This window comes from Vibrio sp. QJM3NY_15 (assembly GCF_057785995.1).
Map to the genome: position 1 here is coordinate 399,522 of NZ_CM173517.1, position 25,244 is coordinate 424,765.

The following is a 25,244-nucleotide window of genomic DNA, read 5'->3' on the forward strand; positions in this document are numbered from 1 at the left end:
CGGGTTTTAATATTTGTGTAGTTCTTGACCCACAACTTACCCGCGCGATTGGTTCACGATAAGGAGAAGTTTCAGCAGTAGAGAAGAAGAAAAAATCATTACACAAATATCCGTAAATAAACTGTTAACACCATATTTACCGTAATTTATTCTGAGCGTCAAACAAGAAAATCCAATATCAGCGTACATTGGCAGTGTTTTGGTTTGGTTTATGCTGTTTTTTGTTTAAGTGTTAGCTAGATCGACTAAATGGTGGTTTTGTATTGGCGGGTTAGTTTATCGTTTGGTTGATGTGTAGGTTAAAACTTTGTAGTAAATCTTTTTAATGGAACGATTCACCAACAGAATTAAAAGTATGGTTCGATTTAATTAATCATTTGATTAAATAGTGAGTAATTAATCTTCTACTGTTATGCCTGTTTATCTCTATAATTAATCGAATGATTAATTATAGAGATAGGTTGATGCCATGACGGCACGAAAAGCGGGGCGACCTCAACAGAACTTAGATGTTCGACAACTATTGATTGAGCATGCTCGCGATCTGTTTGTCGTTCAGTCATACGACAAGGTATCGACACGCTTGATTGCTGATCGTGCGGGTGTCAACATTGCGATGATCCGTTATTACTTTGGCAGTAAGGCTGGATTATTTGAGGCGATGCTGCGTGAAACGCTACGACCGATGCAATTGCAAATGCAGAGATTGGTTGAAGAAAGCAGCCATGAGAACTTTCTTGATTTAATGCGGACTTACTACAAAGAGATGGTCAAGGTCCCCAAGTTTCCTCGCTTGATTGCTCAAGTGATGAATATGCCTCCCTCTGAAGTGCAAAGAGAGTTGCTCGAAAAGGTTTTTCTCGATGTCGCCAAGCCAGCCCAAGATGTCATTTTTGAAAAGCTGGTTGAACAAGGCATCTTAAAACAGAACATGGATCCAAAATTGTGTCGAGTTTCGTATATAAGCTTGATGGTGTTTCCCTTCATTGCTCCGCCCCCTCTATTAGCAATCCATGGTATTGAGATTAATGAAGAATTTCTTAACCGTTTAATCGAACACAACATTCAATTGATGACCGAAGGCTTTATCAACGCACCGAGCCCTTCTGCAGTGCAGGACAAAAGATAATGAAAATAAATAAAAAACTACTCTTCTTTCCAGCACTTGCGGTTGGTGTCATCGGCCTTGTGACTGCGATTAGCTTAAAGCCGGATCTGCCGACTAAGCCCGCGGGAGATAGGGCGCGTCTAGTCGAAACCGTCAGTTTAGAACAACAAATGATCGCGCCGTTGGCGGTGGGCTTTGGCAAAGTAGTACCTAAAGTTGAATGGAAAGCCATCGCCGAGGTGACAGGGCAGATTGTTTATCGACATCCAGACCTAGAAAAAGGGCAGATAATTCCAGCGGGTACTGAGGTACTTAAGATCGATCCCTTAGATTACGAGTTAAAGCTGGTACAAGCCGAAGCGGATCTTAAATCAAGCCAGACCTCATTAGCTAAGTTAAACCAAGAGGAAGATAACCTTAAGCAGACCCTAAAGATCGAAAAGAACCGCTTAGTGATCAGCAATAAAGAGCTGCAACGTAAACAAGATCTGCGTAAGAAAGGGCTCACCTCTCAGTCTGATGTCGATCTGCAGCAGCAAAGTGCGTTGTCTCAACAGAAACTTGTATTGGATATTGATAACCAAATTGCATTGATGCCAGATGAAAAGCGTGTTGCGGAAGCCGTGATTAAGGTGAATGTCTCTAAAGTGAAAGAGGCGCAACGCTCTTTGGATAAAACGACCATTACTTTGCCTAGAGCAATGCGAATAGCTCAGGTCGATATTGAACAAAACCAAGTGGTTAATCTTCAGCAAGAGATGTTTGTTGCTCACGGGATTAAAGTTATGGAAGTGGAGGCGCAACTTTCTATTCACGATATGCAAACTTTAGCCTCAAGCTTTACTCAATTCCCTCGTGATGCCGCAGGCATACCAAACCCTTATGAAGCGCCGATCAAAGCAAGTATTCAGTTAAACAGTGGCAGCCTTAACCTCAATTGGCCTGCAAAGGTGGCGAGGATCAGTGAAACTGTTGATGAGAACCAAGCCACAGCAGGGATCATTCTTGAAATTGGTCAAGATTATGCAGCTTTGCAGCCAAGCAGTGCCACGCCTTTGGTCAATGGCATGTTCGTCAAAGCGGAGATCGAAGGCTTGGCCAACCTTAGCTGGGTTGTCCCAGAGCGCGCTCTGCACGGTGATAAGGTTTATCTGATGGATGACAGCCAGCGCTTACAAGTGGTGAATGTTGAAGTGCTTTATCGCCGAGATAACCAAGTGGTGGTGGATGGTGAACTGCACGCGGGTGATAAGCTCATTCTTAATGACGTTTTACCTGCGATTGAAGGCATGCTGCTCAAAGAGTCAAACTCTCATGAACTAGCAGCGGATGTGCAGGAGAATGCGTCATGATTCGGTTCTTCTCCCGACACCCGACGGCTGCAAACTTATTGATGCTTGGTTTGTTGATCATGGGTTTGACCTCATTATCGACCATCAAGCGCGAAACCTTTCCCGCCTATGACCCACCTTACATTATGGCGGCGATCGTTTATCCCGGTGCATCACCACAAGAAGTGGAAGAGAGCTTGTGTGTACGAATGGAAGATGCCGTCGATGGTCTGGCCAACATTGAAGAAACTCAATGTGAGGCGATAGAAGGCAGTGCTCGTCTTATTCTGAAACTCAATGAGAAAGCGGATATTGGCCGAATGCTGGTGGACGTGCAAACTCAGATCAACTCGATCAATGATTTCCCGAGCGAGATTGAATCTCCGGTTGTTCAAGAGTTGGATTGGAATGAACCGGTAGTTGATATCGCGATTACAGCCGAAACCTCATGGCCTGAACTCAAAGCTTACGCCGAAGACCTCAAACGTACCATGAAGCTCGATTACGATGTCTCTTTAGTCGAAGTCAGTGGTTTTTCCGATCACCAATATCGTGTCGAACTGGATACCCAAGCCATTCGTCAGTTAGGTTTGAGTGTCGGCGATATCGCAGACCAAATTGGTCGACAGAATGTAAAGCTACCGAGTGGTAACGTTGAAACACCAGACAAAAACTTCTTGATTCGCTTTGATGAAAGACGAATTACGCCGGTTGAATTAGAGAGTATCGTGGTTGGATCTGCGCCGAATGGATCGGTGATCCGTTTGAGGGATATTGCCAAGATCACCGATCGCTTTGAACTGGATGAACAGAAGGTTCTGTTTGATGGTAAGCCATCTGCTCTGTTGAAGATCAGTAAGAATAAAGAAGATGATGCGTTACGAATCAAAGAGAACGTGACGCGATTCGTTGAAGATCAAAGCGCGATTGCCCCCGATGGTGTGACACTGCAAATGACCAATGATCTCTCGTCGGTACTTTGGGATCGTCTAACCATGATGGTGCGTAATGGCTGGCAAGGTATCGTGCTGGTGTTCGCCACCATGTGGTTGTTCTTCAGTTTACGTTATTCATTCTGGGTTGCGGCAGGTTTGCCGGTAGCCTTCCTTGGTGGCTTGTTCTTAATGGCTAACTTGGGCTTGTCGATCAACATTATGTCACTGGTCGGTTTATTAATGGCGATTGGTATCATGATGGATGACGCCATCGTGATAGCCGAATCGATAGCCTCCCACTTAGACCGAGGACAAAGCGTCGATGATGCGGTGTACAACGGCGTAAAGAAAGTGCTTCCCGGAGTCCTGTCTTCTTTCTTAACCACGGTGTGTATTTTCGGTAGCTTACTGTTCCTTGATGGGGAAATGGGCGCGGTGCTTAAAGCGGTGCCTCAGGTGCTTATCTTGGTGTTGTCGCTGAGCTTAATCGAAGCGTTTCTTATTCTACCAAATCACTTATCTCATTCATTACACAAAGAAAAAAATGACAAGCCAGCGCTGCGCTTTAAAGTCGTGTTGTTAGAGAAGTTTGAGAACTTTCGCAATACAACTTTGATGAACATGGTTGAGAAGGTCGTGACGTTCCGCTACGCCTTTATGGGCGGAGTGCTGACTCTGCTGTTGCTTTCAGTAGCCTTGATTGCTGGTGGCGTTGTTAAGTTCCAACCTTTCCCTGAACTGGATGGTGATATTGCCGAGGCTCGCATCATTCTTCCACCGGGCGCATCGCTGTCTCAAACCGAGAAAGTCGTCGATAAAATAGTCGCATCTGCTGAACGTTTGAATGAGCAGTGGAGTGAAGAGGTTGAGGACGGTAATAAATTGGTTGAGCATATCACCAGCCAATTCAATGCAAACGCAGATGCCAATGAATCAGGCCCACACTTAGCCACTGTGCGCTTAGACTTGCGTGGTGCAGAGAGTCGCAACACGGTGATCGATGATTTTATTGATGCATGGCGGGAAGACATCGGCGATTTGGCGGATCCTATCTCGCTGGTTTTCAAACAGCCCACGATGGGACCGGGTGGTCGTGCTATCGAGATCCGCGCCAAACATGATGATCTTGCTGCATTGAAATCGGCTTCTTTGGATATTCAGGAATACCTTAATCAGTTTGATGGTGTGCATGGTGTGCTTGATGACATGCGTATGGGTAAGGAAGAGATCTTAGTTAAACTTCGCCCAGGTGCGGAAACCTACAATGTGAATGGGCAGATGATTGCTTCCCAATTGCGTGCAGCCTTCTTTGGTCAGACTGCGGACGAAATCCAAATTGGGGTCGAGAACATTTCGATTGAGGTACGCCTTGATAAAGAACAGGCTGGCGATTTACAGCAACTGGCTAACTTCCCAATCATCACTGCAGATGGCAGCCAGATTCCGCTAGCGACATTGGCAACGCTAGATTTCCAACGTAACTACGTACGAATCCAACGTATTGATGGGTTGAGAACCATCAGTATCTTTGGTGATATTGATAACAAGAAAGCGAGCTCATCAGCGATTTTGGCTCAGTTCCAAAAAGATGAAGCAGCCAAGCTTATGCAAAAGTACCCAGGATTACGCTTTGATTTTGAAGGTGAAGCCAAAGATGCCGCGAAGACCGGAGCTTCGATGGGTAAAGGTTTCCTACTGGGTTTATTCGGTGTGTTTGCGATTCTGAGTTATCAGTTCCGAAGCTACTTGGAACCTGTGGTCGTAATGTTAGCCATTCCACTGGCCTTCATTGGGGTAGTTGTTGGTCACTGGCTGTTAGGGCACGCGTTAAGTATGCCGAGCATGATGGGCTTTGTGTCGCTTGCCGGGATCGTGGTCAATGATTCCATCTTGTTGGTGCAATATATTCGTCACCATGTCGATGAGGGAGATAGCGTGCATGACTCGGTGGTGAAAGCCAGTCGCGAGCGTTTCCGTGCGGTATTTTTGACATCAATGACGACCGCTGCTGGTTTGCTACCGCTGTTGACGGAAACCAGCTTGCAGGCTCAGGTTATCCAACCATTGGTTATTTCGATCGTGTTTGGCATATTTGCTTCAACCTTACTGGTGCTGTTTATGATCCCTGCCGCTTACGCGATATTGGCGGACTTTGGGTTGGTGAAAAAGCATGAGCCATTAGCGCTATAACCTTTAGCGCTATTATCATTAGCGAGCTCTATAACTATTAGCACGATAGAAGTAGCGTTTGTTTGCTTATATAAAGAAGCAAAGCATAGAAGAATAAAGCGGCCTTGGGTCGCTTTATTTTTATCGGCAACTTCTTGGCTCCCATCAGCTTACTTAGTGAAAGCGGTTAATTCGCTTCAAAATTCATTTTAGTTCATTCAAAACGTCACCTAACTGTCATTTCAGGGGCATACCTTGAGCCTTAACTGAATAAGGATTGTTAAGGAGATCGTATGCGTACTATCGAACCTATTGTTCGCTGGGATGTGGCATTTTCTGTTTTCTGTTTGAAGAACCGTTATAGCGGGCAACATGCAACACTGAGTAAAGCGGTGTCTCATACTGGGGATGGTCACTTATATGTGCTGATCGCTCTGATTGCGCTGTTAGCTGATGGCTATACAGGTCGTGAATTTTTAATGGTTGGTCTAGCCGCTTTTGCGATAGAGCTGCCGATTTATTGGTTAGCCAAAAACACCCTAAAGCGCCGCAGACCCGCTGAATTCTCTTCATTGCTCCACTCTCACATTGTGCCATCAGATAAATACAGCCTGCCTTCTGGGCATTCCGCTGCTGCATTTGTTATGGCGACTCTAATCGGACATTTTTATCCAAGTCTCTATCTCTTTAGCTTGACTTGGGCGACAGCGATTGCTGGCTCTCGAATCCTACTCGGTGTGCACTTTTTAACGGATGTCTTAATTGGTGCAGCGCTAGGTATAGCGTGCACAAGCCTAGCCATTTACTTCATTTTATAGCGCTTAGTCGTATGTCGGTTTGTTCTGTTGTTCATATTAAAAAGACACAGGCAAAGACAGCCGAGCTCGAATTGTTAATCTTCAAGGAACCTGAATGAAAATTTTATATGGCGTACAAGGCACTGGGAATGGTCACATCGCTCGTGCAAGAGCAATGGCTGTCGCGTTTCGCCAACATAATATTGATGTCGACTTCCTATTTTCTGGAAGGGATGAGAATAAGTACTTTTCTATGGAAGAGTTTGGCAACTATCAAACCCGCCATGGACTCACCTTTTACAGTGAGCAAGGTAAGGTTAAATACTCCAAGACCTTCATCAAAAATAGTATGTGGCGATTCCTTAAGGAAATGAAGCAGATCGATCTTACACCTTACGATTTGGTATTGAATGACTTCGAACCGGTAACCGCTTGGGCTGCCAAAAAACAAGGTGTCCCGTGTATTGGAATAAGCCACCAAAATGCATTCCGTTATGATGTGCCTAAAGAAGGGGGCAACTGGATTGAACATTCTGTTATTCAGCATTTTGCGCCAACAGAGCATGCTATTGGTTTGCACTGGTACCACTTTGAACAGCCGATATTGCCACCTATCGTTCATACGCTCACTGGTGATCAGAAAACCAAAGCACCGCAAGATTTCACTTTGGTCTACTTGCCGTTTGAAGATCTAGAAGCGATTTCGGAGCTTCTGATGAAGTTCATTTCTCACAACTTTGTCTGCTATCACCCGAATGTTATTGAGCAAAGCCGAGTTGAAAATATTGAGTTCAAACCACTCAGTCATGCCGGCTTTCAATTCGACCTCAATCAGTGCTCAGGAGTGGTGGCTAATGGTGGTTTTGAATTGCCATCTGAAGCCTTAACCTTGGGTAAAAAACTGCTTCTTAAACCGCTTGAAGGGCAGTTTGAACAGCAAAGTAATGTCGCTACGCTGGAGGCATTAGGGCTGGCGCAAACAATGAGCTTTTTGGATGCAGCGACGTTGCGTGAATGGCTCAATGAAAAACAGGCTGAGGTCGTCACTTATCCCGACGTCGCCAGTGCGATTGCAGAGTGGGTATTAGCGGGGAATTGGTCGAATCAGGAAGACCTAAGAAAGCAGCTTTGGGACAAGGTTGATTTCCCAAGTTATGCATCACTCACTTAACTCATAAGTGTTATTTCTGAATCGGCCAGTCAAACAATTCACGGGTTCAATAAATTGTAACAAATGTAACCAAACGATAGAACAGCTAAATAAGTCGAAATGAAACTCATAAGTGCAGCATTTTATGTTTTTTTATAACTCTATAAATAATTGATTTTTAGATGTTATTTAATCATTAAGGTAAAATAAAATTATTCTTTATCAATCTTGTTGGTAGCGTGCGAAGTATTGGTTAATAGTAGTGGTAATCCGAAAAACATCGGTCTGATAAATATAAGAATTAGTGGTTATCTATTCCCATACCATTACCAATTTAACGCTGTCGAACCGACAAGAGGCAACTTGAATGTTAGAGAAAAAAGACGCAATGAGTGCAATTGCAAGCTACAGAATGGAAAGCACACTTCGTGGAGTAGACTTAAACCTTTTGACTGTATTTGATGCAGTAATGCAAGAGCAAAACATTACGCGTGCAGCTCACAATCTGGGCATGTCTCAGCCAGCGGTAAGTAACGCAGTTGCTCGTCTAAAAGTGATGTTTAACGACGAACTATTCATGCGTCAAGGTCGTGGTATTCAGCCGACTCAACGTGCTCGTCAATTGTTTGGTCCAATCCGCCAAGCTCTACAATTAGTGCGCAACGAACTACCAAGTTCTGTGTTCTCTCCTGAGTCTTCTTCTCGCCTGTTTAAACTTGCGATTTGCAGCCCATGTGACATGCGTTTTGCTCCTAAGATCATGTCGACAATTAACGACCAAGCACCTAGCGTTAAACTACACATGGATGCTGAATTTGATCGTCAACTTTCTGAGCGTATGCGCTACCAAGAAATCGACTTCGTGATTGATTACGCTCGCTTTGATGAGCAAGGCTTCTCAAGCACTGAGATCTTCCAAGACGAATTAGTTGTTGTCGCTTCTGCTTCTCACCCACGTATCAACGGTGAAGTGTCAGCGGCAGAGCTGCTTAACGAAAAACACGCAAAACTGTCTCGTATTCATGGTCAACGTAGCTTCTCTGAGCAAGCGTACCGTGACCTAGATTGCACACCTTTCTACGAAGGTACGAGCTTAAGCAACGTACTTTACGTTGTTGGTCAATCTGAGCTTGTGACGATTGCTCCTCGTTGGATGGTTGAGCATGCAGCGAACAAAGATCAGCTTCAGATTCTAGATTTCCCATTCGATAATGCGGCAATTTCTGGCTTCCTAAGCTGGCACGAATCAAGTGAAAAGGATAAAGGACACATTTGGTTACGAGATCAATTAATGATGATCTGTGGCGAAGTTGTAGCGCTTAAATAAGCACTAATCCCTATGATTTGTAAGCCCTAAGCTGGGACTCTGGCTTGGGGCTTTTTTGTACCTGCTATTTTTGTTGATAGAAAACTTAGCGTGAGACGTACTATTACTTATAACTTTGAGCTTCATCAGTTGCCTTTTCCATGATCAGAGGTACACTTGTGCGCTCAAAAAAGCTTACAGGTGTAAGCCAAAGGTAAAGAGATGGCCAATTTAGATTTTCATATCGTAAAAAGACTTCGTGACCAGATTGCCCAAGGTGGCAACCGTACAGCTTTGAAGCACAAAGTAGACAATGTATGGCAAGGTATTAGCTGGGAACAATTTGGACAGCAAATCGATACGCTTTCATTAGCATTGTTAGCTCAAGGATTGAGAGTTCAAGATAAGATCGGTATCTATTCCAATAATATGCCTCAGTGGACTGTGGCAGATTTCGCATCCTTACAAGCTCGTCTTGTGACAGTACCGATTTACCCAACGAACACCGCTGCACAGTCTTCTTACATTATCCAGAATGCGGATGTGAAGATCTTATTTGTTGGTGAGCAAGCTCAGTTTGATGCTGCTGTTAACATCTTCGAAGAGTGTGAACAGCTTGAAATCATCGTCGCTATGTCTGATGACATCGATACTCAAGAGCACAGTTTTGCTGTGTCTTGGCAAGATTTTATGGCGCGTGGGGCTGAAGCTCAACAAGTTGAACTTGACGCTCGCCTCGCAGCTGCAAGCATGGATGATCTACTCACTCTCATCTATACCTCTGGTACTACAGGCCAGCCGAAAGGCGTAATGCTTGATTACACTAATATTGGCTATCAACTAGAAGGCCACGATGAGCGTCTTAGCCTGACTAAAGACGATGTCTCACTGTGCTTCTTACCTTTATCACATGTATTTGAGCGCGCTTGGACTTTCTATGTCCTTTATAAAGGCGCAACCAATTGCTATCTGCAAGACACTATGCAAGTTCGTGATGCGTTGAGCGACGTTAAACCAACGGTTATGTCTGCAGTTCCTCGCTTCTACGAGAAGATCTTCTCAGCGATTCACGAGAAGGTATCGAAAGCACCGTTTATCCGTAAAGTGCTCTTTACTTGGGCTGTGAACATGGGGGCTAAGCTCTCTGTTTGTCACCAAGAAGGTCGCACACCATCGTTAATGTTGAAGAAGAGCCATGCGCTAGCCGATAAGCTTGTGCTCTCTAAACTTCGAGCATTGCTAGGTGGCAACATTAACTTCATGCCATGTGGTGGTGCGAAGCTGGATGAAACCATTGGTCGCTTCTTCCATGCTATTGGTATCAACGTAAAACTTGGCTACGGTATGACAGAAACAACGGCGACAGTATCATGCTGGGATGATCGTTGTTTTAACCCTGATTCTATTGGTATGTCGATGCCAGGCGCAGAAGTGAAAATTGGTGCGAAGAACGAGATTCTTGTTCGTGGCCCAATGGTGATGCGCGGTTATTACAAGATGCCAGAAGAGACAGCGAAGACTTTTGATGAGCACGGCTTCCTGAAAACCGGCGATGCGGGTCATTTTGATGAAAATGGAAACCTGTTCATTACCGACCGTATCAAAGAGTTAATGAAAACCTCTGGCGGTAAGTACATTGCACCGCAAGTGGTGGAAGGTGCGATTGGTAAAGATCACTTTATCGAACAGATTGCTGTTATCGCTGATACACGCAAATTCGTTTCTGCATTGATTGTTCCTTGTTATGACTCGCTAGAAGAGTATGCCAAAGAACTGAATATCAAGTATCACGACCGTGTTGAGCTTGTTAAACATCACCAAATTGTCGAGATGCTAGAGAAGCGCGTGAATGACCTGCAGCAAGAGTTGGCTAAGTTTGAACAAGTGAAGAAATTCAAGTTGTTGCCAAAAGCATTTTCTATGGATGATGGCGAACTGACGCCTACTCAAAAATTGCGTCGTAAAGTTATCAACGATAAGTATCAAGACGAAATCGAAGAAATGTACAATGAAAAGCCTAAAGATAAGTAGTTTTCTGCTTAGATAAATTTTCAGTTGTTTAAAAATCCCCCTACGAATGCGATTGCATTTTTAGGGGGATTTTTTATGCCTACTGACACAGCACAATGTGCGAAAGCGCACATCAATAAGGGTGTAATTAATCGATAAACTGCGATTCATTTGAATATTTAGCTCTTTTTTTTAGGTGTTAACTAGTTTTTAAATCTAACTATTGGCTTTGTCTTGGGTTTTCTTTGATGCTTTCAGCTAATAGTTGGTTTTTTGACATAATTGTCGGATCTCTGGTGTTAGACCAGATGATAATAAAGCGTTAAAGTTGTTTCGTATTACTGTTTGTTGTTATCACGACAGACAGCCATAGCCGAAAAAGTGGAAGTATTTCGAATTAGGCTACGAATAAGCCCTAGACTATGTAAAACCAGCCCAACATGTTCACCAAATGTGATTGGAAACTGGTGAGGAGAGCAATATGACAACAAAACCTGAAACAGCAATGTTATCCGGCGCTGAGATGGTGGTGCAGTCTCTAATTGAAGAGGGTGTAGAACAAATCTTTGGTTACCCAGGTGGTTCTGTACTTGATATCTATGATGCCCTGCATGCTAAAACTGCTGAAATTAAACACGTATTAGTACGACACGAACAAGCCGCTACCCATATGGCAGATGGCTATACTCGTTCGACCGGTAAACCGGGTGTGGTACTTGTGTGTTCTGGTCCGGGCGCGACCAATACCGTAACGGGTATTGCTACGGCGTACATGGACTCAATTCCAATGATTGTTATTTCTGGTAACGTACCAAATAGCTTGATTGGTAACGACGCCTTCCAAGAGTGTGACATCGTGGGTGTATCCCGTCCGATCGTTAAACACAGCTTCCTCGTTAAGAAAGCGGAAGATATCCCAGACGTTGTTAAAAAAGCATTCTATATTTCAACGACAGGACGTCCCGGTCCTGTGGTTATCGATCTGCCTAAAGATATTCTAAACCCACAAATCAAACTTCCTTATGAATATCCAGAAACAATAAAAATGCGTTCGTATAATCCAACGCTTACTGGGCATAAAGGACAGATCAAGAAGGCATTAAAGGCACTTCTTGAAGCGAAAAAACCGGTGCTTTACGTCGGTGGTGGTGCGGTTATTTCTGAGGCAGATAAGCCGCTGTTAAAATTGGCAGAAGCACTGAATTTACCAGTCGTAAGCACCTTAATGGGGCTTGGGGCTTTCCCGGGTACTCATAAAAACTCTTTGGGTATGTTGGGTATGCATGGTCTGTATGAAGCCAATATGGCGATGCACAATGCGGACTTGATCTTTGGTATCGGTGTACGTTTCGATGACCGTACCACCAATAACTTAGACAAGTACTGCCCTGATGCGAAGATCATGCATATTGATATCGACCCATCTTCTATCTCTAAAAACGTAAAAGTGGATCTACCAATTGTAGGTTCAGCTGAGAAAGTACTAGAGAGCATGGTTAACCTGCTTGTTGAGCAAGGCGGAACCAATGACGCGCAAGCGATGGAAAGCTGGTGGAGCGAAATCAAGCAATGGCAAGAACGTGATTGCTTAGCATATGACAAATCTTCTGAGCGCATTAAGCCCCAGCAAGTTATTGAAACTCTTCATAAAGTAACCAATGGCGATGCCTATGTTGCTTCGGATGTTGGTCAGCACCAAATGTTTGCTGCACTGTACTATCCGTTCGATAAACCACGCCGTTGGATTAACTCTGGTGGTTTAGGCACGATGGGCTTTGGTCTACCTGCAGGTATGGGCGTTAAGTTTGCTAAACCAGATGAAGAAGTGGTTGTTGTAACGGGTGATGGCAGTATTCAGATGAATATCCAAGAGCTATCGACAGCGCTTCAATACAATATTCCGGTTAAGATCATTAACCTGAACAACCGTTTCTTAGGAATGGTAAAACAGTGGCAAGACATTGTTTATCAAGGTCGTCACTCTAACTCATATATGGACTCTGTTCCTGATTTCGCTGCGATTGCAGAGGCTTATGGCCACGTTGGCATGCGTATTTCATCTCCGGATGAATTGGAATCAGGCTTGGAAAAAGCATTAGCAATGAAAGACCGTCTGGTATTTGTCGACATCAGTGTTGATGACACCGAGCACGTATACCCAATGCAGATCAAAGGCGAGGGTATGGATAACATGTGGCTAAGCAAAACGGAGAGAACATAATATGAGACACATCATTTCACTATTAATGGAAAACCAACCAGGTGCACTTTCTCGAGTGGTTGGCTTGTTTTCTCAGCGTGGCTACAACATCGAGTCGTTGAATGTATCTCCTACGGATGATCCAACGCTTTCTCGTCTTAATGTCACCACTAACTCAAGCGAAATGCAGCTTGAGCAGATTCAGAAGCAGTTACACAAACTGATCGACGTACTTAAGGTACAAGAAGTGTCTGAGCTTGAGCATATCGAGCGTGAACTTCTGATGGTAAAAGTACGCGCTAGCGGCTTTGCTCGCGCCGAAGTGAAACGCACCGCGGATATTTTCCGTGGTCAGATCGTTGATGTAACGGCTTCGCAATACACGGTGCAAATGGCCGGTACTAGCGAGAAGCTTGATGCTTTTATTCAGGCATTGTCTGAGGTAACGGAAGTGCTTGAAGTGGCTCGAAGTGGTGTCGTTGGCATTGCTCGCGGTGAGCGCGCACTAAAAGCGTAAGCGATCGTTATTGGAAAAATAGTTTTAAAGCCGCTTTTTTAAGCGGCTTTTATTTTGTTCATTATTTAGAGTGCTATAATCCCGCGCTTCACTTCCATTCACCTGAGTTAGCAATGAGAAATAAAAAATCAATAATTACATTGCTGATTATCTCTATCACACTGTCTTCTGCTGTAGGTCTCTATTACCTGCAACGCTATCAAGAAGTGAAACAGCAGAGCTTCGACTACTCAGCGAAACAAGCCGTCCATCAGTTAGCGTATGCCAAACGAGATTATGATCTTCTTAAGACTCAATTAGTCTCCGTGATGGGGCTGTTAAGTCACAGTCAAAGCTTGGTTGATTTTGCTTCTTTTCCATCTAACCAAACCAAAAACCTACTTGAAGAGGTTTGGCAGTCAGTCCTAGTGAACCAGAAATGGTATACGCAGATCCACCTGTTAGATATCGCGGGTAAAGAGCTGGTACGCGTAAATTATTCCGCTGAAACAGGCTATATAACGATACCTCAAGAGCTTCAAGATAAGTCTGACTCTAGCTACTTCGAATATGCTCAAGAATCAGAAGCCGAGCAGATTGGCGGCTGGGGCATTGAACTTGAAACAGAGCATGGTGAGGTAATCTTGCCTTATATTCCGGTAATTCGTGTCTTTACTCCCGTAGAAACACCTGAAAAAAGAGTCGGTTACCTTGTTATAAATCTCGACGTATGGGGTTTATCGTCACGTCTTAGTTTTTCACCTGATAATGACCTTAAAGCAGAAGTGCTCAATGAAGCTGGTTATTACATCGCGAGTAACAACAGCGGTAAGCTATTCGGCGACTCTATTCCTGAACGAAAAGGCTTCAACCTAAAAAACATCGCACCGAAGACTTGGGATGCAATCTCCAATGAGCAAGCGGGACACGTTTTTGAGGATGGTAATTTGTTTGCGTTTAACACGGTTATGCTAGCGAACAATCAAAAGGTCCATTTGCTCATTCAACTTAATGAAAAACAGCTTCTTGCTCGTGCAGAGCGCGATCTCAATGATCTTGCTCATGAAGAGATCATCGTCCTCTTTACTGTTTTGATCTTTGCCTTTCCGTTCGCTTATCTGGTAACTCACTATCGACGACGCAGCTTAGAAAGTAAATTAGCGCGAGCGGCATTGAATGGTATGTCAGCGGTGATGATCTCTGATAAGCAACATCGTGCCATGATGATCAATAACGAGTTTGAAAACATAACGGGTTACAGTAAAAAGCAAGTCATTGGACAGAACGCCTTACAACTGCTTCTGGAAAATACCGAGCAGACACTCTCTAGTGATTCAATCTGGCAGCACCTAGAGCAAGAAGAAGTTTGGGAAGGGGAAGTGTTGTGTAAGAACAAACTTCGTATTCCTTTTACTGCGATCATGCGAGTTCACGCGGTCAAAAACAACTCGGGTAAAATCAGTTACTACATTACGTCACTGGTCGACATCTCGGTGAGAAAAGAGCTTGAAGTCCGTTTACGCGTTCTAAGCGAGCGAGACTCTTTGAGCAACCTCTGGAACCGTCGCAAGTTCGAAGAGCAGCTCGCTTACTATTCTCGCTTGGTTGAGCGTTATCCTAACGAAGCGACGACTTGCTTGGCTTTGGTCGATATTGATAACTTCAAGCGAATCAATGACGAGCTTGGACATGATGAAGGCGACCGTGTGATTGCTGGTGTTGCCAAGCTTTTGCAGGACAGCCTTCGTAGTACTGACTTTGTCGCTCGTGTTGGGGGAGAGGAGTTTGCGCTGCTGATGCCACACACCACTCTGCCTGAAGCAAAACGCGTTTTGGATCGTTTACGCATCGAGATAGAGCTAGCCGCGGGGACTAAAGTGACAGTAAGCGTCGGCTTTACGGATTTAACCAGTAACAGTACTCGGTCGTACAAATGTGCCGATGTTGGGCTCTACGAATCCAAATCGTCAGGTCGCAATACAGTGTCTTTGTGCCCAAGTCATGCTGATGTCGCTTAATTCTCTGTATTCAATCGTGTTTGAATACCTATGAAACCTTCATCCTTCCTCCGACTTATCCCTCTTCACTTATCTCTATTGAATGAGCAATTTATCTACTATCAACACTGAACAATCCTGCAAATCTCACTTTGGAAAGATCCGTGTCACAAACATTAGCTAGTTAGACTAAAGTCTAATATTGGCGATAATTTGAGCTAAACTGAACAATAAGCAAATGGCTGTACTTCAGATTTCATCGTATCAAACGGTGCAATAAATAGAGTGTTTACCGGAAGTAAAAGGATGACACCGTTAACTTAATTCAGTGGATTAGCTCGCTTTATTAATGAGTTGAAGCGTAACAGTCGAATTGGGTTAGCTGGAGCAAGCATTTGGGGATCATACTGTCGAGTGAAAAGAGGCGTAGTATGTTTGTCGATTTTTTAGTGAGGTTAACCATAGGCACATTAGTCATTCTTGGTTTTCAGCTGAGTGCGTTGTATTTTTTACCTATGGTTGTGCTGCTCAATACTCATCACAAAGAGTTTTTTGGGTGGTAGTTCAGTCGTAATACTGGAAATAAAAAACGGAGCCATTAGGCTCCGTTTTTATATGGTTAGAATCTATCTTGGCTTGATGTTTATGCAGCTTCGATAACTTCTTCAATTCGTTTCATTGAGCTTAGCAGGTGTTGATCCAGTAGCTCTGTCGCTTGATCGACATTTTTAGCCAGTACTAGCTTCATGATCATTTCGTGTTCATCGATATTGAACAGATCGTCTGTCACTGTTTCAGCCGATAGAACTAGGAAACGATAACGCTTAACTTGGTTGATCAAGTCATCAAAGAATTTAAACATGTTCTCTGAATCCGCGCCTTCAAGCAGTGATACATGGAACTGTTGGTGACGTTCTTCCCACTCAGCACAGTCAAACTCTTCTGCCACATATTGGATTTTAGACAGTTTATGGTAAGACGTCAGTACTTCTAATTCCCAGCTCTCATCGCCTGATGAAATGGCTTTTTTAAGCAGAACGGAAGAGACAACACGAAGGCTTTCGTACAAATCGTTAAGTTCTTTCTTTGATACCGGAGATACCCAGCAGCCTTTTTGTGGCTCTAGTTTTACGTACTTGCTCCAAGACAATTGTACCAAGGCTTCACGAATTGGCGATGCACCCACGTTGTATCTACTTTTTAGATCAGCAACAACAAGTTTTTGGCCAGGGAGCAATTCACCATTAAGGATATCTTGGCGAATCATTTTCGATACTTTATCAGTGAGAGTAGGACTAGACATTACAAACCTCATGTATATATTTGATTTCTAGTCTGCTAATCCGTCTCTTAGAAAGAGTCAATTGGAAGTTAACAGTACGTAGTTCTATTATGTATTGATAATACAGCGTACTGAAAAGTTAGGCAAGATATTGTTTCATAAAAAAAGAGGGCCGAAGCCCTCTTTTATATTTTATTGCGTTGCTGTTCTCGATTATAGAACGTGAACAGACGCTGTGTTTGTAGTACCAGAAGCAACTAGAGCACCAGAAACCATAACTACGATGTCGCCTTTGTTACCTAGGCCAGATTGTAGAGCGATTTCTTTACCGTTGATGTAGAAAGCGTCTGTGTTCTCGATAGAGTCAACAAGAACTGGCTTAACACCTTTAGTAAGAACTAGCTGTGCAGCTGTCTTTTCGTTAGTTGTTAGGGCAAGGATGTTTGCAGTTGGGAAGTACTTACGTACTGAACGTGCAGACTTACCGCCTTCAGTTGCAACAACGATTAGAGGAGCAGCTAGCTTCTCTGCAGTGTCTACCGCGCCTTTACATACTGCTTCAGTGATGCGTAGACGTGGGCTGTCTAGACGAGAACCTAGTTCAGCTTTAAGAGCTGAATCAGTACGGTTCGCGATTTGAGCCATGATAGTAACAGCTTCAACTGGGTACTTACCTTTAGCAGTTTCACCAGAAAGCATTACTGCATCAGTACCATCCATGATTGCGTTCGCAACGTCACCCGCTTCAGCGCGAGTTGGACGTGGGTTGCTGATCATAGAGTCAAGCATTTGAGTTGCAGTGATAACCATCTTACGTGCACGGTTACACTTCTCGATCATCATTTTCTGAGCGAAGATTACTTCTTCAGCTGGGATTTCAACACCTAGGTCACCACGAGCAACCATGATGCCGTCAGAAGCTTCAAGGATTGAATCGAAGTTATCTACACCTTCTTGGTTTTCAATCTTAGAAATGATGTGGATGTTTTCGCCACCGTTAGCGTTTAGAAGCTCACGGATTTCTTTAACATCGTCTTCTTTACGGATGAAAGAAGCAGCTACGAAATCAACGCCTTGCTCACAACCAAACTTAAGGTCAGCTTTGTCTTTCTCAGAAAGAGCTGGAAGTTGAACAGAAACGCCAGGAAGGTTAACACCTTTGTTTTCGCCTAGAGCACCGTTGTTAAGAACTTTACACTTAACTTCAGTTTCTGTTGTTGCGATAACTTCCATTTCGATTAGGCCGTCATCAACAAGGATTGTGTTACCTGCAGTTAGGTCTTTAGCGAAACCTAGGTAAGTTACTGCTACTACGTCTTTGTTACCAACAACTGTTGCGTCAGTTGTGAAAGTGAACTCTTGACCAGCTACTAGATCTACGTCGTTACCATCTTCAAGTTTGATAGTACGGATTTCAGGACCTTTAGTATCTAGAAGGATAGCAAGTTGCTCACCTTTGTTTTCCATTACTTTACGGAAGTTCGCGATACGAGTGCCGTGTTCTGCGAAATCACCGTGAGAGAAGTTAAGACGCATAACGTTCATGCCAGCATCTACTAGTTCAGTTAGCTTCTCTACAGATTCAGTTTTAGGGCCAATCGTACATACGATTTTGGTCTTTTTCATGGAAGGTACTCTCCGGTAAGTATTGTTACAATTTGAAATTTATTTAAGTTCTGAAGATTGGTCCGCTACATCAACATTTTGTGCCTGTTGTGTAAAAGCGCGGGACTTCCAATATGTCCTTCAGAGTTGTAAGTCTTTCATCAATTTTAGTCATTTTATGACTAAAAGATTTTGATTCAACGTCGGGTTTCTGTGACTTACACCAATATATCAGGTGAAAGTTGCAGAAAAATAACGGTCAGTTTTGTAATTTTTTTTCTTTTCGGGTGCGGATTCTACCACCTAATGAGTTCAATATCACTGCTTAACAATTGTCTTAGGACAAGGTTTTATCGCTATTTATTAATTTTTTGGATCAAAATAAATGGACTAAATAGTTTCGTTGTAACTATAATATGTTTCATATCGAAACTTAATGGCCTTTTCTAAATGTCGAAACGAAACACCCAGCTCAGAAGACATGCAATTTCCAATCTAGTGAATGAAAAGGGGGAGGTTAGTGTTGATGAATTATCCGCTAAGTTCGAAACCTCAGAGGTCACGATTAGAAAGGACTTGGCGTCTTTAGAGAAAAACGGTCAGCTTTTACGCCGTTATGGTGGTGCGATTTCATTACCGAAAGAGGTTGTGAACGAAGAACTGGGTCAACAAGTTTCGACTCGAAAGATTTCATTAGCAAAAGCCGCTGCAGATTTGATTCGCGACCATAATCGCATTGTCATCGACAGTGGTAGCACGACTGGCGCCTTGATTCAGCAGCTTAATACTAAGCGTGGTTTGGTTGTTATGACCAATTCATTGCACGTGGCTAATGCGCTTAATGAGCTTGAAAGTGAACCAACGTTATTAATGACGGGTGGTACTTGGGATACCCATTCGGATTCTTTTCAAGGAAAAGTCGCGGAGTCAGTACTTCGTGCTTACGATTTTGACCAATTGTTTATTGGAGCTGATGGTATCGACCTTGATAGAGGCACCACTACGTTTAATGAATTGATTGGCCTAAGTAAAGTAATGGCTGAAGTGTCACGAGAAGTGATCGTGATGGTTGAGTCGGAAAAAGTGGGACGAAAGATCCCGAACTTAGAGCTGGCGTGGGAACACATTGACATCTTGATTACCGATACAGACTTGGGCGAAGAATCCAAAGCAAGTATCGAATCACATGATGTTCGAGTGATCCTGACTGATCCAGCGTAAAAACAAATTTAAGTATTATGCATTTACCTTCCTATAATTGATCTTAATAAAGATCTGGCCTTTGCTTGCTGCCAATAGGAATAAAACGAAATTGATGGAGTGAAACTATGTGTGGAATTGTTGGTGCAGTAGCACAGCGTGATGTAGCCGAAATTTTAGTAGAAGGCCTTCGCCGCCTAGAATATCGTGGCTACGACTCAGCGGGTGTCGCTGTAGTTGATACCGAATCTAACCTAACTCGTGTGCGCCGCCTTGGTAAAGTACAAGAGCTAGCAGACGCAGTCGATCAGCAACATGTGATTGGCGGTACTGGTATCGCCCATACACGTTGGGCAACACACGGTGAGCCATCTGAAGCGAATGCACACCCACACATGTCTGGTGATATTGCAGTTGTACACAACGGCATTATCGAAAACCACGAAGCACTGCGTGCTCTTCTTCAAGAGCGTGGTTACGTGTTTACTTCACAAACGGATACTGAAGTTATCGCTCACTTAGTTGAATGGGAACTTCGTACTTCTGATTCATTGGTTGAAGCGCTTCAAAAGACAGCCAAACAATTAGATGGCGCATACGGCACGGTGGCGGTTGATCGTAAAGATCCTAGCCGTATCGTTGTTGCTCGTTCAGGTAGCCCGATCGTTATCGGTTTTGGTGTTGGTGAAAACTTCCTAGCATCTGACCAGCTTGCACTATTAAGCGTAACTCGTCGTTTCATGTACCTAGAAGAGGGTGATGTTGCTGAGGTGACTCGTCGTGATGTAACGGTATTTGATGTAGCGGGCGAGCGTGTTGAGCGTGACATCGTTGAATCAAACGCAGAGCACGATGCAGGTGACAAAGGTCAATACCGTCACTTCATGCAGAAAGAAATTTTTGAGCAGCCAACAGCGATGATCAACACAATGGAAGGTCGTATCTCTGACACTTCTGTAATCACTAATGCAATCGGTGTTAAAGCTGAAGAGATCCTAAGCAAGGTAGAACACGTGCAGATCATCGCATGTGGTACGTCTTACAACTCAGGCATGGCAGCTCGTTACTGGTTTGAGTCTCTAGCAGGCGTAAGCTGTGACGTAGAGATTGCCTCTGAATTCCGTTACCGTGATTTCGTTGTTCGCCCGAACAGCCTATTGGTGACTCTGTCTCAGTCTGGTGAAACGGCGGATACGCTTGCTGCACTTCGTCTCGCAAAAGAGAAAGGCTACATGTCGGCAATGACTATCTGTAACGTTGCGGGTTCTTCGCTAGTTCGTGAGTCTGACTTTGCCTTCATGACTCGCGCAGGAACTGAAATCGGTGTTGCTTCAACTAAAGCCTTCACAACACAGCTAGCGGCTATGCTGATGATGGTAACGTCAATTGGTCGTCTACAAGGTCGTATCAATGAAGAGAAAGAAGCGGAAATCGTTCAAGCACTTCACCAATTGCCTGCTGATATCGAGAAAGCATTAGCGTTTGATAAAGAGATTGAAGCGCTAGCACCTGATTTTGCTGACAAGCACCACACACTGTTCCTAGGCCGTGGTGAGTTCTACCCAATCGCAATGGAAGCGTCTCTTAAGTTGAAAGAGATCTCTTACATTCACGCAGAAGCCTACGCTGCTGGTGAGCTTAAGCACGGTCCTTTGGCTCTTATCGATGCAGACATGCCTGTAGTCGTTATTGCACCAAGCAACGACTTACTAGAGAAGCTGAAATCAAACGTTGAAGAAGTACGTGCTCGTGGCGGTCTACTTTACGTATTCGCAGATGAAGACGCTGGCTTTGAAAGCGATGAGAACATGAAGATCATCAAGATGCCTCACGTAAGTGAAGTAACAGCACCTATCTACTACACAGTACCGATGCAGCTGTTGTCTTACCATGTCGCGCTAATCAAAGGTACCGATGTTGACCAACCTCGTAACCTAGCGAAAGCGGTAACGGTTGAGTAATCGCCAGCCTATCTAAGAAAATTAGATAATAAGAAGCCCATCCTGTGATGGGCTTTTTTGTGTCTGTTAGTTAACGATCAGTGTTAGAGCTAGCTTTCCTGTTATTAAGCGCTAAGTATTAAGTGCTTGCTCTAGATCAGCTAAGATATCGTCAATGTGTTCAATACCTACTGAGAGGCGGATCATCTCTGGTGACACACCAGCCTGCTTTTGTTCCGCTTCGCTTAATTGACGGTGTGTTGTAGAGGCAGGGTGACAAGCAAGAGATTTCGCATCGCCGATATTCACCAAGCGCTTGAAGATTTGCAGCGCATCATAGAAACGAACTCCGGCTTCATAACCATCTTTCAAGCCAAAAGATAAAATGGCAGACGGCTTACCTTGCATGTATTTCTCAGCCAGAGGATAGAACTCAGACGTGGGTAAACCAGCGTAGCTCACCCAACTCACTTTCTCATGTTGCTGAAGGTACTCAGCTACTTTCAGTGCATTCTCTGTGTGTCGCTCCATGCGTAGCGATAAAGTTTCTAGACCTTGCATCAGCATGAAGGCATTCATTGGAGACAGTGCTGCACCCGTATTACGCAGTGGAACCGTTCGAGCTCGACCAATAAACGCGGCGTCACCAAAAGCCTCGGTATATACCACACCGTGGTAAGAAGGTTCTGGCTGATTAAATACTGGGAAGCGATCTTTGTGCTCTGCCCATGGGAATTTGCCTGAGTCGACAATCACGCCACCCAATGTTGTTCCGTGACCACCAACGTATTTTGTTAGCGAGTGCACCACGATATCGGCACCAAAATCGATAGGTTTACACAACACAGGTGTCGCCACCGTGTTATCGACAATCACAGGCACACCTTTTGCGTGAGCAAGTTCAGCCACACGTTCTAAGTCGATAATATTGCCTGCTGGGTTACCGATACTTTCGCAGTAAACCGCCTTGGTTTTTTCATCGATCAGTGCCGCTAAGCTTTCTGGTTTATCGTCTTTGGCAAAGCGAACTTCTATCCCTTGGTTTGGTAGCATATGAGCAAATAGGGTGTAAGTACCGCCGTAAAGCTGAGGTGTTGAAACGATGTTGTCACCGATTTGTGCCAACGTTTGAATCGCGTAGTTGATCGCCGCGCTGCCTGCACTCACCACTAAGCCTGCAATTCCACCTTCTAAGGCTGCCATGCGTTTTTCCAACACATCATTGGTTGGGTTCATTATACGAGTGTAGATATTACCTGGCACCGCAAGGTTAAACAGGTCGGCGCCGTGTTGTGCGTCATCGAATTCGTAAGCAACGGTTTGGTAAATAGGTGTCGCAACCGATTTTGTTGTTGGATCAGTGTCGTAGCCGAAGTGAATCGAGAGCGTTTCGTCTTTCATGAGTCTTCCCTGAACTATTGAATGATTTGTGTACTCTCATATTGCCGATTTTTTTATAAAAGAAAAGTATGTTTAGTCACATAGAAGAAACTGGACGAATGGGGCAGAGCGTTGAGCTAGAAGATAAAGGGCTAGAAAAGCAAAAAGCCAGAGCAGCGTGAACTGTTCTGGCTTTTCTAATTTGGTGGCCCCTCCCAGATTTGAACTGGGGACCGAACGATTATGAGTCGTGCGCTCTAACCACTGAGCTAAGGGGCCGTAGGGCATAGATTATAGGGGAACCATTCAGTGGTGTCTAGACACTATAAGGGGCAATTCCGCTTACATCTTAGCCACTTAAATCACGCAGGCACAAAAAAGGTGAGCCAACGCTCACCTTTTCTATTTTATGCTTAAAAGCTAACCACACTAAAGCGTGTAATTACTCGTCTAGGAAGCTACGCAGAGTTTCTGAGCGGCTTGGGTGACGAAGTTTACGCAGTGCTTTTGCTTCGATCTGACGGATACGCTCACGAGTAACGTCGAACTGTTTACCAACCTCTTCAAGAGTGTGGTCAGTGTTCATGTCGATACCGAAACGCATACGCAGTACTTTCGCTTCACGAGGTGTTAGGCCTGCAAGAACGTCTTTAGTTGCGCCGCGTAGGCTTGTTGCCGTTGCAGAGTCTAAAGGCAGTTCTAGCGTTGTATCCTCGATGAAATCACCTAGGTGCGAATCTTCGTCGTCACCGATTGGTGTCTCCATTGAGATTGGCTCTTTAGCGATTTTCAGTACTTTACGGATCTTGTCTTCAGGCATTTGCATGCGCTCAGCCAGTTCTTCCGGAAGTGGTTCACGACCCATCTCTTGTAGCATTTGACGAGAGATACGGTTTAGTTTGTTGATCGTTTCGATCATGTGAACCGGAATACGGATAGTACGAGCTTGGTCGGCAATCGAACGAGTGATTGCTTGACGGATCCACCAAGTAGCGTAAGTAGAGAACTTGTAACCACGACGGTATTCAAACTTATCTACGGCTTTCATCAGACCGATGTTACCTTCTTGGATTAGATCCAGGAATTGTAGGCCACGGTTTGTGTACTTTTTAGCAATCGAGATTACTAGACGTAAGTTCGCTTCAACCATCTCTTTCTTCGCACGACGAGCTTTCGCTTCACCGATAGACATACGACGGCTGATATCTTTAATGCTTTGAACAGTAAGAGACGTCTCTTTCTCGATCATATCCAGTTTTTGGATTGAGCGACGAATATCGTTCTCGTTACGTTTGATCTTTTCTGCGTATGGCTTGTCTGAAGCTAATACTTCGTCTAACCATGCTTCGCTAGATTCATTACCAGTAAATAGAGCAATGAAAGATTTCTTCGGCATTTTGCCGTACTCAACCGTTTGACGCATGATTAGGCGTTCTTGAGTACGTACGCGATCCATTGAAGTACGCAGTTCGTTTACTAGGTAATCAAACTGTTTTGGCGTTAGACGGAACTCTTTGAATACGTCTTGCATCATTGTCGTTGCAAGTGTTGCTTTCGGGCTTTCGTGGCCGTATTCATTGATCGCTAGTTGACGGTTTTGGTAGCTAGTGCGAAGTGCTGTGAACTTCTCAAGAGCAAGCTCAGGATCAATACCTGTATCTTCCTCTTCTTCTTCCTCGTCGTCTTCTGCTTCTTCTTTGTCTTCGTCTTCTAGATCTGTTTTAGCAAGTTCTGAACCGATGTGAGTCGCCGTTGGCGCAGCTGTGCCATCGTCGTCTGGGTCAACAAAGCCATTGATTAGGTCTGTTAAGCGAATCTCTTCAGCTAGTACGCGGTCAAACTGTTCCAAGATGTATGGAATTGTTCCTGGGTATTCAGCAACAGATAGTTGAACGGTATTGATACCATCTTCAATGCGCTTCGCAATGTCGATCTCGCCTTCACGAGTCAGTAGCTCAACCGTACCCATTTCACGCATGTACATGCGAACTGGGTCAGTCGTACGGCCAATCTCGCTTTCTACGCTTGAAAGCGCAGCAGCAGCAGCTTCAGCTGCATCTTCATCTATATTGGCATCGTCATCATTAAGAGCTAGATCATCAGCGTCAGGTGCAGTTTCTACTACCTTGATACCCATGTCGTTGATCATTTGAATGATGTCTTCTACCTGTTCAGAATCCACGATTTCTGCAGGTAGGTGGTCGTTTACTTCGGCGTAGGTCAGATAGCCTTGTTCCTTGCCTTTAATAACAAGTAATTTAAGCTGTGACTGCGGATTTTGATCCATAGATGATATCCAACTTCAGGTCTGGTGAAGGACGTTGCATTCTCAAATGCA

General features: G+C 44.2%; 16 protein-coding genes and 1 tRNA gene. 12 read left to right on the top strand and 5 right to left on the bottom strand.

The window, feature by feature from the left end:
- Positions 1-469: 469 nt before the first annotated feature.
- The 10 genes from AC3CKG_RS01810 to AC3CKG_RS01855 all read left to right on the top strand — a co-directional run bounded on the left by AC3CKG_RS01810 (position 470) and on the right by AC3CKG_RS01855 (position 15,520).
- The gene (locus tag AC3CKG_RS01810; protein ID WP_009847815.1) at positions 470-1,129 is read left to right on the top strand and encodes a TetR/AcrR family transcriptional regulator; all 660 of its coding nucleotides are present in this window, start codon (positions 470-472) and stop codon (positions 1,127-1,129) included.
- On the top strand, positions 1,129-2,460 hold the full coding sequence (locus AC3CKG_RS01815; RefSeq protein ID WP_488528729.1) for an efflux RND transporter periplasmic adaptor subunit: 1,332 nt from the start codon (positions 1,129-1,131) through the stop codon (positions 2,458-2,460). Before AC3CKG_RS01810 ends, AC3CKG_RS01815 begins: the two co-directional genes overlap by 1 nt.
- Positions 2,457-5,564 (top strand): efflux RND transporter permease subunit, encoded by a 3,108-nt coding sequence (locus AC3CKG_RS01820; RefSeq protein WP_488528730.1) that lies wholly within the window; start codon positions 2,457-2,459, stop codon positions 5,562-5,564. Before AC3CKG_RS01815 ends, AC3CKG_RS01820 begins: the two co-directional genes overlap by 4 nt.
- 272 nt (positions 5,565-5,836) lie before the next feature.
- Positions 5,837-6,361, top strand: coding sequence for a phosphatase PAP2 family protein (locus AC3CKG_RS01825; protein ID WP_488528731.1), 525 nt, complete (start codon positions 5,837-5,839; stop codon positions 6,359-6,361).
- Positions 6,362-6,455: 94 nt separating this feature from the next.
- Positions 6,456-7,511 (top strand): MJ1255/VC2487 family glycosyltransferase, encoded by a 1,056-nt coding sequence (locus AC3CKG_RS01830; RefSeq protein WP_102536491.1) that lies wholly within the window; start codon positions 6,456-6,458, stop codon positions 7,509-7,511.
- 346 nt (positions 7,512-7,857) lie between these two features.
- Positions 7,858-8,817: a transcriptional regulator LeuO gene (gene leuO, locus AC3CKG_RS01835; RefSeq protein ID WP_017109318.1), complete on the top strand. Its 960-nt coding sequence runs from the start codon at positions 7,858-7,860 to the stop codon at positions 8,815-8,817.
- Between the two features lie 201 nt (positions 8,818-9,018).
- Positions 9,019-10,827 carry an AMP-dependent synthetase/ligase gene (locus AC3CKG_RS01840; RefSeq protein WP_102384619.1) on the top strand — a complete coding sequence of 603 codons (1,809 nt, stop codon included), beginning with the start codon at positions 9,019-9,021 and terminating at the stop codon, positions 10,825-10,827.
- 460 nt (positions 10,828-11,287) lie between these two features.
- Entirely contained in the window at positions 11,288-13,027 is a 1,740-nt protein-coding gene (locus tag AC3CKG_RS01845; RefSeq protein WP_065105564.1) for an acetolactate synthase 3 large subunit, read from the top strand.
- A gap of 1 nt (position 13,028) precedes the next feature.
- Entirely contained in the window at positions 13,029-13,523 is a 495-nt protein-coding gene (ilvN, locus tag AC3CKG_RS01850) for an acetolactate synthase small subunit (protein ID WP_008219984.1), read from the top strand.
- 113 nt (positions 13,524-13,636) lie between these two features.
- Entirely contained in the window at positions 13,637-15,520 is a 1,884-nt protein-coding gene (locus AC3CKG_RS01855) for a sensor domain-containing diguanylate cyclase (protein WP_488528732.1), read from the top strand.
- A 622-nt stretch (positions 15,521-16,142) separates the two neighbouring features.
- On the opposite strand, the gene AC3CKG_RS01860 is transcribed toward AC3CKG_RS01855, so the two are convergent.
- The gene (locus AC3CKG_RS01860) at positions 16,143-16,766 is read right to left on the bottom strand and encodes a GntR family transcriptional regulator (RefSeq protein WP_032500127.1); all 624 of its coding nucleotides are present in this window, start codon (positions 16,764-16,766) and stop codon (positions 16,143-16,145) included.
- A gap of 228 nt (positions 16,767-16,994) precedes the next feature.
- On the bottom strand, positions 16,995-18,407 hold the full coding sequence (gene pykF / locus AC3CKG_RS01865; protein WP_017104457.1) for a pyruvate kinase PykF: 1,413 nt from the start codon (positions 18,405-18,407) through the stop codon (positions 16,995-16,997).
- A gap of 429 nt (positions 18,408-18,836) precedes the next feature.
- Here pykF and AC3CKG_RS01870 point away from each other — a divergent pair, with 429 nt between their 5' ends.
- Together AC3CKG_RS01870 and glmS are read left to right on the top strand one after the other, a co-directional pair.
- On the top strand, positions 18,837-19,607 hold the full coding sequence (locus AC3CKG_RS01870) for a DeoR/GlpR family DNA-binding transcription regulator (protein WP_017104456.1): 771 nt from the start codon (positions 18,837-18,839) through the stop codon (positions 19,605-19,607).
- A 107-nt stretch (positions 19,608-19,714) separates the two neighbouring features.
- On the top strand, positions 19,715-21,547 hold the full coding sequence (gene glmS / locus AC3CKG_RS01875) for a glutamine--fructose-6-phosphate transaminase (isomerizing) (protein ID WP_488528733.1): 1,833 nt from the start codon (positions 19,715-19,717) through the stop codon (positions 21,545-21,547).
- 111 nt (positions 21,548-21,658) lie between these two features.
- Here the strand turns inward: glmS and AC3CKG_RS01880 are convergent, their stop codons facing one another.
- The 3 genes from AC3CKG_RS01880 to rpoD form a co-directional block, all read right to left on the bottom strand.
- Complete coding sequence (locus AC3CKG_RS01880) at positions 21,659-22,927, bottom strand: O-acetylhomoserine aminocarboxypropyltransferase/cysteine synthase family protein (RefSeq protein ID WP_372099241.1); 1,269 nt, start codon at positions 22,925-22,927, stop codon at positions 21,659-21,661.
- Positions 22,928-23,109: 182 nt separating this feature from the next.
- A tRNA-Ile gene (locus AC3CKG_RS01885) sits at positions 23,110-23,185 on the bottom strand.
- 163 nt (positions 23,186-23,348) lie between these two features.
- Positions 23,349-25,193 (bottom strand): RNA polymerase sigma factor RpoD, encoded by a 1,845-nt coding sequence (gene rpoD / locus AC3CKG_RS01890; protein ID WP_017106853.1) that lies wholly within the window; start codon positions 25,191-25,193, stop codon positions 23,349-23,351.
- Positions 25,194-25,244 lie beyond the last annotated feature (51 nt).